This window comes from Segeticoccus rhizosphaerae (assembly GCF_005222685.1).
In the GTDB taxonomy this organism is placed as follows: domain Bacteria; phylum Actinomycetota; class Actinomycetes; order Actinomycetales; family Dermatophilaceae; genus Segeticoccus; species Segeticoccus rhizosphaerae.
Genome location: NZ_SWMA01000020.1, coordinates 33,361 through 49,052, shown reverse-complemented (window position 1 = coordinate 49,052; position 15,692 = coordinate 33,361). Strand labels below are relative to the sequence as shown.

General features: G+C 71.7%; 14 protein-coding genes. 6 read left to right on the top strand and 8 right to left on the bottom strand.

Annotated features, from left to right (window positions below; genetic code table 11):
- The first annotated feature begins 4 nt into the window (after positions 1–4).
- Positions 5–1,153: an acyl-CoA dehydrogenase family protein gene (locus tag FCN22_RS13830; RefSeq protein WP_238384735.1), complete on the top strand. Its 1,149-nt coding sequence runs from the start codon at positions 5–7 to the stop codon at positions 1,151–1,153.
- Positions 1,154–1,159: 6 nt separating this feature from the next.
- Here FCN22_RS13830 and FCN22_RS13825 read toward each other — a convergent pair whose 3' ends face one another.
- The 5 genes from FCN22_RS13825 to FCN22_RS13805 all read right to left on the bottom strand — a co-directional run bounded on the left by FCN22_RS13825 (position 1,160) and on the right by FCN22_RS13805 (position 4,051).
- Complete coding sequence (locus tag FCN22_RS13825; RefSeq protein ID WP_137122147.1) at positions 1,160–2,317, bottom strand: DUF8744 domain-containing protein; 1,158 nt, start codon at positions 2,315–2,317, stop codon at positions 1,160–1,162.
- Positions 2,314–2,736: a metal-sulfur cluster assembly factor gene (locus tag FCN22_RS13820; protein ID WP_238384734.1), complete on the bottom strand. Its 423-nt coding sequence runs from the start codon at positions 2,734–2,736 to the stop codon at positions 2,314–2,316. The genes FCN22_RS13825 and FCN22_RS13820 overlap by 4 nt, the downstream gene beginning before the upstream one ends.
- A 1-nt stretch (position 2,737) precedes the next feature.
- Positions 2,738–2,977 (bottom strand): DUF2249 domain-containing protein, encoded by a 240-nt coding sequence (locus FCN22_RS13815; protein WP_137122146.1) that lies wholly within the window; start codon positions 2,975–2,977, stop codon positions 2,738–2,740.
- A 2-nt stretch (positions 2,978–2,979) separates the two neighbouring features.
- A complete protein-coding gene (locus FCN22_RS13810) occupies positions 2,980–3,285 on the bottom strand; it encodes a hypothetical protein (protein WP_137122145.1) in 306 nt (101 codons plus the stop codon).
- Positions 3,286–3,442: 157 nt separating this feature from the next.
- Positions 3,443–4,051 (bottom strand): hypothetical protein, encoded by a 609-nt coding sequence (locus FCN22_RS13805; RefSeq protein WP_137122144.1) that lies wholly within the window; start codon positions 4,049–4,051, stop codon positions 3,443–3,445.
- A gap of 339 nt (positions 4,052–4,390) precedes the next feature.
- Between FCN22_RS13805 and FCN22_RS13800 the strand changes: the two genes are divergently transcribed.
- From FCN22_RS13800 to lysS, 3 genes are all read left to right on the top strand, one after another.
- Positions 4,391–5,383 (top strand): hypothetical protein, encoded by a 993-nt coding sequence (locus FCN22_RS13800; protein ID WP_137122143.1) that lies wholly within the window; start codon positions 4,391–4,393, stop codon positions 5,381–5,383.
- Between the two features lie 209 nt (positions 5,384–5,592).
- Entirely contained in the window at positions 5,593–6,885 is a 1,293-nt protein-coding gene (locus tag FCN22_RS13795; RefSeq protein ID WP_137122142.1) for an adenylosuccinate synthase, read from the top strand.
- A gap of 175 nt (positions 6,886–7,060) precedes the next feature.
- Positions 7,061–8,869 carry a lysine--tRNA ligase gene (gene lysS / locus FCN22_RS13790; RefSeq protein WP_137122141.1) on the top strand — a complete coding sequence of 603 codons (1,809 nt, stop codon included), beginning with the start codon at positions 7,061–7,063 and terminating at the stop codon, positions 8,867–8,869.
- Between the two features lie 103 nt (positions 8,870–8,972).
- On the opposite strand, the gene FCN22_RS13785 is transcribed toward lysS, so the two are convergent.
- Together FCN22_RS13785 and FCN22_RS13780 are read right to left on the bottom strand one after the other, a co-directional pair.
- Entirely contained in the window at positions 8,973–11,252 is a 2,280-nt protein-coding gene (locus FCN22_RS13785) for a HelD family protein (RefSeq protein ID WP_137122140.1), read from the bottom strand.
- Positions 11,253–11,312: 60 nt separating this feature from the next.
- Positions 11,313–12,380 (bottom strand): helix-turn-helix transcriptional regulator, encoded by a 1,068-nt coding sequence (locus FCN22_RS13780; protein ID WP_137122139.1) that lies wholly within the window; start codon positions 12,378–12,380, stop codon positions 11,313–11,315.
- 257 nt (positions 12,381–12,637) lie between these two features.
- Between FCN22_RS13780 and purD the strand changes: the two genes are divergently transcribed.
- Together purD and FCN22_RS13770 are read left to right on the top strand one after the other, a co-directional pair.
- Complete coding sequence (gene purD / locus FCN22_RS13775) at positions 12,638–13,918, top strand: phosphoribosylamine--glycine ligase (protein ID WP_137122138.1); 1,281 nt, start codon at positions 12,638–12,640, stop codon at positions 13,916–13,918.
- 131 nt (positions 13,919–14,049) lie between these two features.
- A complete protein-coding gene (locus tag FCN22_RS13770; protein WP_137122137.1) occupies positions 14,050–14,976 on the top strand; it encodes a phosphoribosylaminoimidazolesuccinocarboxamide synthase in 927 nt (308 codons plus the stop codon).
- Positions 14,977–15,014: 38 nt separating this feature from the next.
- Here FCN22_RS13770 and FCN22_RS13765 read toward each other — a convergent pair whose 3' ends face one another.
- The gene (locus FCN22_RS13765) at positions 15,015–15,620 is read right to left on the bottom strand and encodes a class I SAM-dependent methyltransferase (RefSeq protein ID WP_137122136.1); all 606 of its coding nucleotides are present in this window, start codon (positions 15,618–15,620) and stop codon (positions 15,015–15,017) included.
- Between the last annotated feature and the right edge of the window lie 72 nt (positions 15,621–15,692).

Below are 15,692 nucleotides of genomic sequence, written 5' to 3'. Positions count from 1 at the left end.
CGTCGTGCGGGGCCGGTCGAGCACGGACGAGGAGCGGGCGTTCCGCGAGATGGTGCGCGCCTACCTCGAGGACAAGGTCCTGCCGCGCACCCCGGAGTGGGAGCGCGCGGGGCTGACCCCCAAGAGCCTGTATGCCGAGCTGGGCGCCCTGGGCGTCACCGGTGTGCAGGTGCCGGAGGAGTTCGGGGGCGGTGGCGAGAGCAGCTATCGCTACAACGCGATCTTCGGTGAGGAGGTCGCACGCAGCGGGGCCTCGGCCGGCGCGGTGCAGCTGCACCTCAACGTGGTGCTGCCCTACTTCCTGCACTATGCGAACCGCGAGCAGCAGGAGCGCTGGTTCCCCGGATTCGTGTCGGGAGAATCGGTCTCGGCGATCGCGATGACCGAGCCCGGGACCGGTTCGGACCTGGCCGGCATCTCGACGACGGCGGTCCGCGCCGGAGACGACTACGTCCTCTCCGGCGCCAAGACCTTCATCACCGGCGGCATCCAGGCCGACCTCGTCGTCGTGGTGGCCCGCACGGCGCGCGACGCGAAGGACCGCCGAGCCGGCCTCACCCTGCTCGTGGTCGAGGAGGGCATGCCGGGGTTCACCCGCGGCCGGAAGCTGGACAAGCTGGGCCTGCGCTCGCAGGACACCGCGGAGCTGTCGTTCCAGGACGTGCGGGTGCCGGTCGCCAACCGGCTCGGCGACGAGGGGGCCGCGTTCGACCAGCTCACGGCCAACCTGCCGCAGGAGCGGCTGTCCATCGCCGTCCACGCGCAGGCGGCGAGCGAGCGGGCGATCGAGCTCACCACGGCATACACCTTGGAGCGCAAGGCTTTCGGCACGCCGGTCGCGTCGTTCCAGAACACCAAGTTCGTCCTGGCCGACCTCTCCGCCAAGGTGGAGGCGGGCCGGCACCTGCTCGACCGGGCGCTGGAGGAGCTCGACGCGGGCACGCTGTCGGGCGCTGACGCCGCGCGGACCAAGCTGTTCACCACCGAGCTGGAGGGCGAGGTCATGGACGCCTGCCTGCAGTTGCACGGCGGTTACGGCTACATGCTGGAGTACCCGATCGCCCGGATGTATGCGGACGCCCGCGTCTCGCGGATCTACGGCGGGTCCAGCGAGATCATGAAGGTCATCATCGCCAAGGACCTTGGCCTCTGAGCTGCGTCAGCCGGGGCCGGAACGGGTTGGCGCCGCTGCCGGTTGGGGCGCCTTGCGCACGAACAGCTGGTAGGCCGCCAGGCCCATGAACAGCAGCAGCGCCACCTCGTTGAGGATCCCGCCCCACTGCCACGCCGCCGTGTTGTCCAGCCCGTCGCCGGCGATGAGCCGCAGCAGCAGCGACAGGTGCAGCAGCGCGAGCGGCAGGTAGAGCACGCGGGAGTAGGGCAGTGGCCGCCCGAGCACCGAGGGCACGATGACCGGCGCGTGCGCGAAGATCATCGAGATCACGAAGCCGAGGAAGAGCGCGTGCAGCATCGCGTCATACGACGCCTGGTGCGATATCGCCTTGGTCATGTGGCCGAACACGATCCAGAGCACCCCGGTCGTGGCCAGCCAGGCGTAGCCGGACAGCAGCGCGACCGCCATGTAGCGGGTCAGGCCGCTGGTGCGCACGGTGCGGCGGGCGAGGTCGTAGCGGCTCAGCCAGGCGGCCAGCGCGAGCGCGCCGACGCCCGCGATCCGGACGCCCGTCTGCTCGGCGACGGTGGAGACGACCAGTCCGGCCGCAAAGACCAGGGCGGCCACCGCGAACACCCGGTGCGCTCGCGTCGACGACCCGGTCAGTCGGGACAGCTCGAGCCGCTCCCCGGTGATGGTGAGCACGAGGAAGCCCGCCATCCAGGGCAGGAACCGGTAGACCTCCCACCCCGCGAGCCACAGGCAGCCGGCGACGACCCAGCACACGGCCCCGGAGGCCAGCACCACGTTGTGCAGCGAGCGCTGGATCCGGTCGATCGCCACGAAGACGGCGACCAGCACGACACCGCCGATGGTGACCAACAGGGCCGGTATGCCGTCCGGGATCGCCACGAGGACGCCGAGACCACCGATCGCCGCGGCCGCCGGGCCGAGGTAGGCCCAGGCGGCACCCAGCGCGACGGCGCGCTCGAGCGCGATGACGGTGCCGAGGAAGCCGAGGATCATCATCGGCCCGTGGCCCTCGTGCAGGCTGGTGCCGCCGCTCGGCAGCGGCAGCCCGAGGTGGACCAGGCCGGACCAGAGCGCGGCGAGCAGGATCACGACGGCGCCGATCATCAACGGCGCCACCCATCCGGCCCGTCGGCCCCGGCTGGTGGTCAGTCCGATGGTCGGGACGGTCACCGCTCCCACCCGAGCTCCTGCTTGGCCCGGTGGCTCATCATGTCCGTGCTCCAGGGCGGCTCCCAGATGATCTGCAGGTCGACGTCGCTCACTCCCGGGGCACCCCACAGGGCACCGCGCACGGCGTCGTCCATGTAGGCGCTGAGTGGGCAGCCGGGGGTGGTCAGGGTCATCCGGACGAGGGCGACCCCGTCGGACGAGACCCGGATGCCGTAGACGAGCCCGAGGTCGACGATGTTGACGCCGATCTCGGGATCGATGACGCCGTGCAGGAGGTCCTGGAGCATCTGCACGTCCGGCTTGTCCTGCAGCCAGCCGCTGACCGACAACGGCGTGGCCCCGTTGGAGCCGTCACCCGCCGGGAGGTCCGGCGATGGCGGGATCGGGGACCCGCCGCGCTCACGGGTCCAGAAGGCCATCTCAGGCCGCGACGCGGCCGATGCGAACGCGCCAGGTCTCCGGGCCCTCCTCGAGGTAGTCCCAGCTGAACTGGCCCTCGTGCTCCGCGGCGAACTGGTAGTACAGCGGCTTCGGGTCGTGGTCGTTGACGAGCACGAAGCCCTGGCCCGCGTCGAGTGCGTGGTAGGTCTCGAAGATCAGCTGGTGGCGTCGGGCCGGGAGCTCGGTGCGGACGTCGAGCTGCTGGTCTGCTTCGGGCATGGTCAGTCTCCTTGCGGTGTGCGGTCCGGGGCCGAGTGGCCCAGGTGTGGGGTGTTCGTCGGGTCCGGCAGCCGCGCGAGGTAGTGCATCGTGCCGTTGAGCCGCTCTGCCGCGGCCGGGTTCGAGTGGCGGACCTCCGACCAGGCCCGGGCCGCGAGGCGGCTGGCCTGGTCGGGGTCCCCGGCCTCGCCGAGCCCACGCAGGGCCCGGATCAGGACCCGCAGGAGGCGCTCGGAGTCGGCCGGCGGGGTCCCTGCGGGCGTGCTGTTGGCGGTGTCCGGTGGGCGGGGATCGAGCCGCGAGCCCATGCCGATCCTCCTCGGTGACGCCGCCAAGCTGTTGACCTGCTGAGGCTAGATCCGATTTATCCGAAGTGTCCCGTGTTTATTGGGTGAGGCACCTCACGCCCTGGCCCGGGCGAAACTCGGTCCGGACGGTCCGGACGGTCCGGACGGTCCGGACGGTTCAGCCGAAGCGAGCCTCGCGCACCGCGTGCCGCTGGTGCTCGGCCACGGCCGCGTTGCCGACCGCGAGGGTCACCCGGTCGCCGCTGGCCTCGTCGCGGTAGGAGACGTAGATCGTTCCGGCGGCACCCTGCGCCCCGACCCGCTTCCAGTGCTTGCCGCCCGGGTCTGCGTGGGAGAACAGTGCCCGGACCGCGCCGCTGGTGGCATAGCGCGAAGCGTCGGCGCGACGCCCCGCGCCCCAGGCACGGACCAGATCGTCGGCGTATGCCGTGGCGTCGCCCGGCAGGGCAGGCGCCGGATGGGTGGCGGGCGCCAACGGGTTGCTGGGCGCCGCCGTCCGGGCCGACGTGCTCGACGACGTGCTGGGCGACGCGGGACTGCTGGCGGGAAGGCTCGATGCGCTGGGGGCCGGTGTCGGCGCGCCAGCAGTGCTGGCAGCGGCCGGGCTGCTCGGGGCGGTGCCGGGGGCCGGCTCACCGCTCGCGACGGGTGCCGGTGATCCGGTGGATCCGTTTCCGGCCTCAGTGGCAGTCCCGCAGGCGGTGATGAGCCCGAGGCTTGCGCTCGCGGCGAGCGCGAGGACTGCGAGGCGTGGGCGGGTGGCCATGGAAGGTCGCTCCCTCATCGACGGGTGCTGCTGGTGCCCCCTCCGACGTCCGAACCGGCCCGCGGGTTGGGTGGTGCGAGTGAACCCGAGACCGGGCACACTGCATCCCCCGATGGGTGCAGCGTCCGGTGGCCTCCGGCGACGCAGTGGTGCCGGGGCCCGGGACCCGCGTGGGATCCCGGCTCCCGGCACCGCCCCCTGCATCTCACGTCCGGCCGGGGGCCGTCCGCCGCCGTGCTCGGATGTTCCCCTGCCACGTCCGCACGGCGGGGACCATGATGCCGTGTGAAGTGACCGGATGGTGGCACAACATTGCCAATGTCCATAAAATGCCACGAAATGAAGGGTCAACTCGCCGTCCTCAACGTCTCGCCTCGCGCCGAGTCGCTCTACCGCCGAGTCCTGCGGGCCACCTCCACCGACCTGGCAGGACACGCGACCGAGCTCGGGTGGCGCGAGATCGACGCGGCCGAGGCGCTGGAGGAGCTGCTGACCGCGGGCCTGGTGCGGCACCGGCCCGACGGCACGATCCAGGTGGACCATCCCCGCGCCGCGCTCGAGCGGCTGATCGATGCGGAGGAGGCCCGCCTTGACGACCGACGCCGTGAGCTGGCCGCCGCCCGGGGGGCGATCAGCCAGTTCACCGAGGACCACAGCTTCGGGCAAGCCGGAGCGAGACACCCCGTCACGGGTTGGGAGACGGTCGCGCCCGAGGTGGCCCCCAGCGTCGTGGAATACCTCTCGCGCACCACGGGCGGCCTGATCCGGTCGTGCGTGCAGAGCCTGGACATCGGACCCGGCCTCGACCACGACGCCGTGCGCACGACGCAGTCGGCGCTGATCGCCGGACGGGAGCAGCGGACCCTCTATCCCATGGTGGCCCTGTCCGACCCGAACGGTCGCGACTGGATGCACTCCTGGGCCCGGGTCGGTGAGCAGCAGCGGGTGATGGAACGCCCACCGCACGACTTCGCGGTCTTCGGGTCCAACGCCGTGATGGCGGCCGTCGAGTGGGGCGCGCCCACGGGCGGCTACGTCGTCATCCGCGACGCCATGCTGGTGCAGGCATTCAGCACCGTCTTCGACCAGGCCTGGCGGCTGGCGCTCCCGGTGCACGACGGCTCCGACGCCTCCGCCGACGACCGCCGGCTGCTGGGGATGCTCGGCAGCGGGTTCAAGGACGAGGCGATCGCCCGCTACCTGGGCTGGGGCGTGCGCACGGTGCGACGGCGGGTCTCCCGGCTGATGGACGAGCTGGGGGTCGACTCGCGGTTCCAGCTCGGCGCCGCGGCGCAACGGCGGCACCTGCTGGACGGCGACATCCTGCGCTGACCCAGGGGCCGCGCGGCATACGGAAGTGGTGGGGGAGGGGCTGGTGCACGGCATACCGGCTGGTGAACGACGACGCAGCACCAGGGGCGCACCCGGTAACCTTTGGCCGCACGGGCCCTGCGGCGAGCGGGGCTCGCGTCGTGCCTGCGACACCGACGACCGGGCGCGGAACGCACACGCGTGCAGCGACGAGAAGGTGGGTGGCCGGGATGCCGGCGATCGTGCTGGTGGGAGCCCAGTGGGGCGACGAGGGCAAGGGCAAGGCGACGGACCTGCTGGGGAGCAGGCTCGACTATGTCGTGAAGTTCAACGGCGGCAACAACGCCGGTCACACGGTCGTCATCGACGGCGAGAAGTACGCCCTGCACCTGCTGCCCAGCGGCATCCTCACGCCGGGCTGCATCCCGGTCATCGGCAACGGCGTCGTCGTCGACCTCGGCGTGCTGTTCGAGGAGATCGACGCGCTCGAGGCGCGCGGGATCGACACCAGCACGCTCGTCGTGAGCGCCAACGCACACCTCATCGCGCCCTACAACCGGGTGCTCGACAAGGTCACCGAGCGGTTCCTCGGGTCGCGCAAGCTCGGCACCACCGGCCGGGGGATCGGCCCCACATATGCCGACAAGATGAGCCGGATCGGCATCCGGGTCCAGGACCTCTACGACGAGTCGATCCTGCGGCAGAAGGTCGAGGCCGCACTCGACGTCAAGAACCAGATGCTGCTCAAGGTCTACAACCGTCGCGCCGTCGAGGTGGACGAGGTCATGGCTGAGTTCCTCCGGTATGCCGACCGGTTGCGTCCGATGGTGGCCGACACCTCGCTGGTCCTCGCCAAGGCGCTGGACGAGGGCAAGAACGTGCTCTTCGAGGCCGGCCAGGCGACGCTGCTGGACGTCGACCACGGGACCTACCCGTTCGTCACTTCGTCCAACGCGATCTCGGCGGGCGCCTGCACCGGGGCCGGCGTGCCGCCCACGCGGATCGACCGGGTCACCGCGATCCTCAAGGCGTTCACGACCAGGGTGGGGGAGGGGCCGTTCCCGACCGAGCTGCACGACGAGGTCGGTGACCGGTTGCGGGAGATAGGCCGCGAGTTCGGCACCACGACGGGACGACCGAGGCGGATCGGCTGGCTGGACACCGTGATCGGGCGCTACGCCGCGCGGATCAACGGTGTCACCGACTTCGTGATCACCAAGCTCGACAACCTCGACACCTTCGACGAGATCCCGGTCTGCGTGGCCTATGACGTCGACGGGGTGCGGCACGACGAGATGCCGATGACCCAGACCGACTTCCACCATGCGAAGCCGATCTACGAGGTGCTGCCGGGGTGGAAGTCCGACATCTCGGGCTGTCGCAGCTATGACGAGCTGCCGGCCAACTGCCGGGCCTACGTCGAGTTCGTCGAAGGGCAGGTCGGGGCCCGGGTCTCGGTGATCGGTGTCGGCCCGGGGCGCGACGAGGTCATCGAACGCCACTCCCTGCTCGGCCACGACTGACCTGTGCTCGGTCCAACCCGGTTTGCTCGCGTCAAGCCGGTGTCCAGCGGGTCGGAAGCGGCCTCACGCGAGCAAAGCGGCCTCACGCGAGCAAAGCGGCCGGCACGGAGCACGCGGAGCACCGGCGCGCGGCGCGGGCGCAGGGCGGGCAACGTGGTTTGGGAGGATGAGGAGTATGACGGACACGGCGCGGAACGCAGACACGGTCGCCGCGAGCGCGGGCACCGACCGGGGCATCGACGGCGACTGGGTCTCGCGGCTCGCGGACGAGGTCGTGGTCGAGGCGAAGCGCCGCGGCATGGACACGATCGTCTGCGCCTCGGGCATCAGCCCCTCCGGGCCGGTCCACCTGGGCAACCTTCGCGAGGTCATCACGCCGCACCTGGTCGCCGACGAGATCAAGCGGCGCGGGATCGCCTGCGAGCACATCATGTCGTGGGACGACTACGACCGCTTCCGCAAGGTGCCGTTCGGCGTCGGGGTGGACGAGTCCTGGAACCAGCACATCGGCAAGCCGCTGACCTCCGTCCCGCCGCCTCCCGGCAGCGCGCACGACAGTTGGGCCGAGCACTTCAAGGCCCCGCTCGTCGACGCGCTGACCCGGATGGGCATCGAGTTCCGCGGCATCAGCCAGACACAGCAGTACACCTCCGGCGCCTACCGCGAGCAGATCCTGCACGCCATGCGCGAGCGGGCCCACATCGACGAGGTCCTCGGTCGCTACCGCACCAAGGCGGCCGACCCGGCCGCCGTCGTGGCGGGGCAGGCGAAGAAGCTCGACGCGGACCAGGAGGCCGCCGCGGCCGAGGCAGCCGAGGGCTCTGGCGCGGCCAGCGAGGACGACGGCACCGCCGCGACCGGCTACTACCCCTACAAGCCCTACTGCGACGTCTGCCAGCGCGACACGACGACGGTCACGGCCTACGACGACGAGACCACCGCGCTCACCTACACCTGCGCCTGCGGGCACGGACGCACCGTGCTGCTCTCGGAGAGCAACCACGGCAAGCTGGTCTGGAAGGTCGACTGGCCCATGCGGTGGGCCTACGAGGGCGTCGTCTTCGAGCCCTCTGGGGTCGACCACCAGTCACCCGGCTCGTCCTTCGTGGTGGGTGGGCAGCTGGTCCGCGAGATCTTCGGTGGCGAGCGCCCCGTCGGACCGATGTATGCCTTCGTCGGCATCAAGGGGATGGCCAAGATGAGCTCGTCCAAGGGGGGAGTCCCGACCCCCGCGGAGGCGCTGGAGATCATGGAGCCGGCGATCCTGCGGTGGCTCTATGCCCGGCGCAAGCCGTCCCAGTCGTTCGACATCTCCTTCGGTCAGGAGATCCAGCGCCTGTATGACGAGTGGGATGCCTTGGTGCGCAAGGTCACCGGCGACTCGGCGCAGCCGGGTGACCTGGCGGCATACCAGCGGGCGAGCTCGACCGCGGCAGGCGAGCTGGCCCGCACGCCCCACCCGCTGCCGTTCCGCACCCTCGCGTCCGTGGTCGACATCACCACCGGCCACGACGACCAGACGCTGCGGATCCTGTCGGAGCTCGACCCCGACGACCCGCTGGCGTCGCTGGACGAGGCACGTCCGCGTCTGACCTGCGCCGAGAACTGGGTCGACACGCAGGTGGCCGCGGAGGACCGCACGCGTGTCCGGGCCGAGCCCGACGCCGAGCTGCTCACCGGGATCGGCGAATCCGAGCGCGAGGAGCTGCGCGTCCTGCTCGAGGGCCACGCGGATCCTGCGCTGCCGAGGCTCGATGACGCCTGGTCGCTCGACGGCCTCACGACCCAGGTCTACGGCGTGCCCAAGGTGTTGCGCGACATCGAGGCCGACGCCAAGCTGCGCGACCCCGAGCTGTCGAAGGCCCAGCGCGAGTTCTTCAAGCTGGTCTACCGGCTGCTCATCGGCAAGGAGACCGGGCCGCGGCTGCCCACGCTGTTGCTGGCGGTCGGCCTCGACCGGACCAAGGCGCTGCTCGGCCACTGACCCGACCACCCCTGCAGCAGCGGCGAGCTGTCTCTGACCCGACACGCCACGACCCGACACGCCACCGCCCGAGGTCGTGGGGCGCGGCAGGCCGGCTCCGGTGTCACCCCTCGACGCGCAGGACGGCCATCCGGTGGGCGGCACGGGTCAGCGCGACGTAGAGCACCCGCACGCCGCCGGGTGACTCTCGGGTGATCTCGTCGGGGTCGACGATCACCGTCGCGTCGTACTCCAGGCCCTTGGTCGACATCGGGTCGACCACGACCACGCGCCGGTCGTCGTGGACCGTGGCCAGGTCGGCGGCCCAGCGCGCCGGTGTGACGACCGCGATCGATCCCTCGACCTCGCCGAGCAGCCGCACCACCGCCTTGCCGGCTGCCTCGGCCAGCCTCGAGGGCGCGACCGTCTCCTCGACCGGCTCGACGCCCGTGTCGCGGACCGCCCGGGGGATGTCGGCGTCCGGCACCTGCTCGCGCACCACGCGCGCGGCGTAGTCGAAGATCTCCTGCGCGTTGCGGTAGTTGGTGTCCATGTGGAAGCGCTGGCGGAGCTTGCTGCCGAATGCCTCCTCGCGGGCCGTGGCGGCCTCGTCCCCGTCGGGCCAGGAGCTCTGCGCCGCGTCACCGACCACCGTCCACGACGACCACCGGCCGCGCCGTCCGAGCATCCGCCACTGCATGGGCGACAGGTCCTGCGCCTCGTCCACGAGCACGTGGGCATACTCCGCCGGCTTCTCCAGGCGGCCCTGCAGCAGCCGGGCCCGGCGGTCCTGCGGGGTGAACTCCCCACGCGCCGTGGCGGGTTCGAGTCCCGTGCCGCGCGCGCCGACCGGTGAGACGTGGTACGGCGAGGCGTCGTCGAGCTCCTCGATCTCGTAGAAGCCGCGCTCCTCCGAGCGCACCTCCCGGATCGGCCCGAGCCGGGCCGCGAGGTCGTCGATCAGCGCGGCGTCGGCGACCGACCACGCGCCCGTCTCGAGGGCCCGGTCGATGGATCGGCCGAGCACCTCGACCTCCTCGGCCGACAGGATGCCCCTGCCGTAGCGGGTGAGGCGCTCGCGGTCGGCGAGCCACAGCAGCACCTCGCGGGGGTCGAGCGGCCGCCACCACTGCTCCAGGAAGGCCTCCACGTCCGGGTGATCGACGAACTTGTCGATGAACTCGGCACGTTCACCGCTGCGGACGCCCGCCCACGCGACCTCGGCGAGCCCCTGTGCGGCCGCGCTGGTGGCGAGGTTGCGCTGATGCGTCCGCAGCACCTGGTCGCGCACCCGAGCCAGGTCGGGTTGGTCGATCCGGATCGCGCGGCCCGCGACGAAGGCGCGCAGCGTCCGGGGGACGCCGGGGATGACGTCACGAGCCGCCCGGGCCAGGACCCGCCGGATCCGCAATGAGCCCTTGATCGCTGCCGCGGCAGGCGAGTCGAGACGCACGGCCGTCATCCCGTCGAGCACGTCGCCGAGCGAGCGCAACGTGACGGTCTCCTCACCCAGGGAGGGCAGGACCCGCTCGATGTATGCCGTGTAGGCGGCCGAGGGGCCCACCACCAGGATGCCGCCGGCCTCGTAGCGGCGCCGGTCGGCATACAACAGGAAGGCCGCTCGGTGCAGCGCGACGACGGTCTTGCCCGTGCCCGGGCCCCCCGTGATCTCGGTGACCCCCTTGGCGGGCGCTCGGATCGCCTCGTCCTGGTGTCGCTGGATGGTGGCGACGATGTCGCGCATCCGTTCGCCGCGGGTGCGCGTCAGGGCCGCCATGAGCGCGCCGTCGCCGACCACGACGAGGTCCTCTGGCGGTTCGACCACCATGAGGTCGTCCTCGATCCCGATCACCTCGGGGCCACGGCAGCGCAGGACCCGGCGGCGCAGGACGCCGAGCGGATCGACCGGTGTCGCGCGGTAGAACGGGGCGGCGGCGGGTGCCCGCCAGTCGATGACCAGCGGCTCGTAGTCGTCGTCCCGGACCCCGAGGCGGCCCACGTAGCGCACCTCGCGCTCCGCGCCGTCGCGGGACTCGTGCTCGAGGTCGAGGCGCCCGAAGACCAGGCCCTCGTACTGCGTCTCCAGGCTCGCGCGGCGTCGGCCGGCGCTGTAGACGAGCGCGTCCCGCTCGAACAGGCCGGTCAGCTCCTCGTCGCGGATGTCTCCCGTGCGGTCGGTGCGACCGCGGGACAGACCCTCCGCCTCGACGAGGTCCACCCGGGCGGTCGCCTTGTCGAGCTCGGCGTAGACGCGGTTGACGTGGGACTGCTCCACGGCGATCTCGGCGGTGACCTCGGGAGGGGTCGACTGCGCGGTGACCTGTTCCGAAACGCTCACATGCTCCCCTGCACGACTGACGACGAGATAGGCGACCGGCGTCCGTTTCTCAAACGCCGAACGCATGAGTCTAGCCGCGTCCGCGCGGGCATGAGGTCACTGTCCGGTGATCGGCTGATCGGCCGGTCAGACCCATCCGCGCTTCGTGGCCGTGATGCCGGCCTGGAAGCGCGTGCGCGACCCCAGCCGGTCCATCAGCGCGCGCATCCGTCGCTCCACGGTCCGTTGGGAGACCCCGAGCTGGCGGGCGATCGTCGCGTCCGAGGCGCCGGCGGCCAGCAGGGTGATGATCTGGTGGTCGCGGTCGTCCAGGGGAGAGTCCTCGACCGCACGGTGCAGCGGCGAGCCGAGGCGCCACGCCTGCTCGACCGTGGCAGAGATCGCGAGGACCAGGGCACGTGAGCGCACCAACAGCGAGCCGGCGCCGGTTTCGTCGTGGGCCGACACGTCGACGACGGCAGCAGTGTCGTCGACCACGACCGCCGAGAACGGGGCCCGCGGGACGAAGCGGATGGACTCCCCGCCCTCGACGCGTGCGACCAGGACGTCACGGGCGTCGGGCAGGTCGAGGACGTCCACGACATACGTGCTGCGGAACTCGAGCGGTTGGCCGTCGGCGGAGTAGCCCGGCTCCCGGTGCGCGGCCAGCGGCCCGGCGAACAGCTGGCGGGTGCGGGGTGACAGGTCCCGCATCGCGACGACCGACGTGCGCGCCGAGGCGACGATGTCAGCGGTTGCGCTGTGCAGCTCGTCGACGGTGCTGAGGACCTGGACCCCCCGGTCGCCGCGTGGTCCCCGTCCGTGAGCGGCGTAGAAGACCTCGGCGAGCTCGTGTGCCGAGGCGCGCACCCCCCTGGCCTGCCGTTCGAGCTCGGCAGCGTAGGCCGGGAGCGCGACGTCGGGTGCCACGGGCAGCCAGACGCCGTCCTCCTGCTGCAGGATGAGCCCCCGACCTAGCAGGCTTTCGAGTGCTTGGTCGACCAGCTTGCCGGTCATGCCCTGGGCCACGAGCAGGGCCCGCGTCGCGTCCTTCTGCCGGAGGATGGCCAGGTAGACCCGGGTGGTCAGCTCGTCCAGAAGGTGGGGCGCCGCCGCTGTCGGGGGTGGGCCGACCGGATCGTGTGCGTCCGCCGGGCCCGCGGGCCTGCCGGGGGAGCCCGCGGGGGCTGCCGTGTCGGTCGAGTCGCGTGCCATGGCCCCACCCTATGTGGCGGGTTCCCGACATTGTCTCCGCTCCGTCAGGAATCGGCTGCACACCCTGCCGCTGGTCTGCCATCGTGGGTCGAGCCGGTCCTCGTACCGGTCGGGCACGTGCACTGTCGCCAGTTCCCCCCACCGTGCGACTCCGTGTTCGAGGCGCGGTCCCCCCGGGAGATATCCCCCCTGCCTCCCGGGGGGGCCGTGCACACCACGACTCCTCCGTCCCCGGGCCGGTCACTAGGCTCGGCAGCGTGAAGGTCCTCGTCATCGGTTCAGGTGCTCGTGAGCACGCCCTCGTCCGTGCGCTCGCCGCGGATCCCGCGGTGGACGCGGTGGTCGCCGCACCCGGCAACCCCGGGATCGACGCCATCGCGCTCTGCCGAGAGCTCCCCGCCGGTCCGGAGGACGGAGCCGGTATCGCGGCACTCGCCCAGGAGGTCGGCGCAGACCTGGTGGTCATCGGGCCGGAGGCGCCGCTCGTGGCCGGCGCCGCGGACGCGGTCCGCGCCGCCGGGATCGACTGCTTCGGGCCGACCGCCGAGGCGGCTCGGCTGGAGGGCAGCAAGGCCTTCGCCAAGGAGGTCATGGCCGCAGCCGACGTGCCCACCTCCTTGTCTCGGGTGTGCACCAGCCTCGACCAGGTTGCCGACGCCCTCGACGCGTTCGGCGCCCCGCACGTGGTCAAGGACGACGGCCTGGCAGGCGGCAAGGGCGTCGTCGTGACCGACGAGCGCGCGCGGGCTCTCGCGCACGCCGCCCACTGCCTGGCGGGCCCGGGCTCGACCGTCGTGGTGGAGGAGTTCCTGGACGGCCCCGAGGTCTCGCTGTTCTGCCTCACCGACGGCACCACCGTCGTGCCCCTCGCTCCGGCGCAGGACTTCAAGCGGGTCGGTGATGGCGACGAAGGGCCCAACACCGGTGGCATGGGGGCATACTCACCGCTGGACTGGGTGCCGGAGGGCTTGACGCAGCACGTGGTCGACCGGATCGCGCAGCCCACCATCGACGAGATGCGGCGCCGTGGCACTCCGTTTGCCGGAGTGCTCTACGTGGGACTGGCGATCACGGCGCGCGGCCCCCAGGTCGTCGAGTTCAACGCCCGCTTCGGCGATCCGGAGACCCAGGTGGTGCTGGCCCGGCTGCTGACACCGCTCGGCGTTGTGCTCCAGGCGACTGCTCGGGGCGCCCTGGCCGAGGTCCCACCCCTGCGGTGGCGCGAGCAGCACGCCGTCACCGTTGTCGTGGCCGCCAAGGGATATCCGCAGTCGCCACGCACCGGCGGCCGGATCCACGGTCTGGACGAGGTGGGCGATGACGCCTACGTGCTGCACGCCGGCACGGCCCGAGCCAAGGACGGCGCCATCGTGTCGGCCGGCGGACGCGTCCTGTCCGTGGTGGCCCTCGGCGACGACCTCGAGCAGGCCCGCCATCGCGCCTACGCGGCGGTCGACCGGATCGAGCTCGACGGCTCGCACCACCGCACCGACATCGCCCTGGCCGCCCAACGCGGCGAGGTCGCCGTCGCCGGCTGACCCCCCTCTCGTCGTTGCTCCGAGATCGCGTCGTCGGTGACGCCCATCCCCAGCAACTTCTCGAGGGTCGTCGCCCCAGACGAGTCGACCGGAGGGCGGGTCCGGGGTGCCCGGCTGCAAGAATCGCCGGCATGACGCCTCCTGTCCCTTTGGACCTGCCCGGCTACGTCCACGTCTACTCCGGCAAGGTGCGCGAGCTGTATGCGCCGCTCGACCCCGCGACAGGATCACCGAGCCAGGACCGGCTCCTGCTGGTCGCCTCCAACCGCATCTCGGCCTACGACCACGTCCTCGAGTCGGAGATCCCCGACAAGGGCGCCGTGCTGACCCAGCTGTCGCTGTGGTGGTTCGAGCAACTGGCCGACCTCGTGCCCAACCACGTCGTCTCGGACGAGGTGCCTGCGGCAGTCGCCGGCCGCGCGCTGCTGGTCCGGCGGCTGGAGATGCTGCCGGTGGAGTGCATCGGCCGGGCCTACCTCACCGGCGGCGGGCTCGAGGACTACCGGCAGAACGGGTCCGTGTGCGGGGTGCCGCTGCCCGAGGGCCTGGAGGACGGGTCCCGGCTGCCCGGGCCGATCTTCACCCCGACGACCAAGGCCCCGTTGGGCGAGCACGACCTGCCGATGACCTTCGCCGAGGTCGAGCAGGAGGTGGGTGCGCGGCTTGCCGCGCAGGTGCGCGACCTCACCACGGCGATCCTGGCCCGCGGAAACGGGATCGCCGCCGCGCGCGGCATCCTGCTGGCCGACACCAAGGTCGAGTTCGGCCTGGACGCCGCCAGCCCTGACCATGACGGCAACCCGACGGTCGTGCTCGCGGACGAGGTGCTGACGCCCGACTCGTCCCGGTTCTGGCCGGCTGACCAGTGGCAACCGGGTCGCACCCAGCCGTCATACGACAAGCAGTTCGTGCGTGACTGGCTGACCTCTGCGGCGAGCGGGTGGGACAGGAGCTCCGGTGCGGCGCCCCCGCCGTTGCCGGACGAGATCGTGGACCAGACACGGGCGAAGTACGTGGAGGCCTACGAGGCGCTCACCGGCCGCACGTTCGCGTCGTGACCCGACGCGCAACAGGGGCGCGGACGAGCGGCACCGGCTCAGACTCGGGCCAGGCGATACCAGCGAGGTGAGGCCTTGGCTGCGAGACCTCGAGCCGCGCTGATGTCTAGCGGCTCCTCGTCGGTGATCTGCCACCCGGGCAGCGCGCTCTCGATGCCGGCACGGTCCGCCCCGCGCGGCAGGGGACCCCGCCGTCCCGGGCTGAACGCCATCAGCAACAGGGCGGCGTCGACCCTCGTGACACTGGTCAGCTCGCGACCGTAGGCCCGTCGCTGGTCGTCGTCGAGCCCGTGGAAGCAGCCGACGTCGATGGCGAACCGGAAGGAGCCGCGGACGTGGTCGTGGAGCCGGGTGACGTCAGCCTCGACGAACTCCACTTCGACCCCCGCTTCGCGGGCTCGTTCGCGGGCCCGGCGGAGCGCTTGCGGCACCGCGTCCACGCCGGTCACCTGCCAGCCACGGCGGGCCAGCTCGACCGACGGGCCGCCGGTCCCGCAGCCGACGTCGAGGGCGCGGCCGAACGGCGCCGGTCTGCCCCGCTCCTCCCGGTCAAACAGCGCAGACATCTGGTGCAGGCTCGCGGGGTCCTTGGCGTCCCAAGGCATGAAACCGACGCGGTAGAGAAGACGGTAGGCGAGGCTCATCAAGGTTTCCTCCTTCCGATCCTCAGGTTAGGGCCGGCGGCGATTCGTGTGACACCGAATGGGCGAACCGGG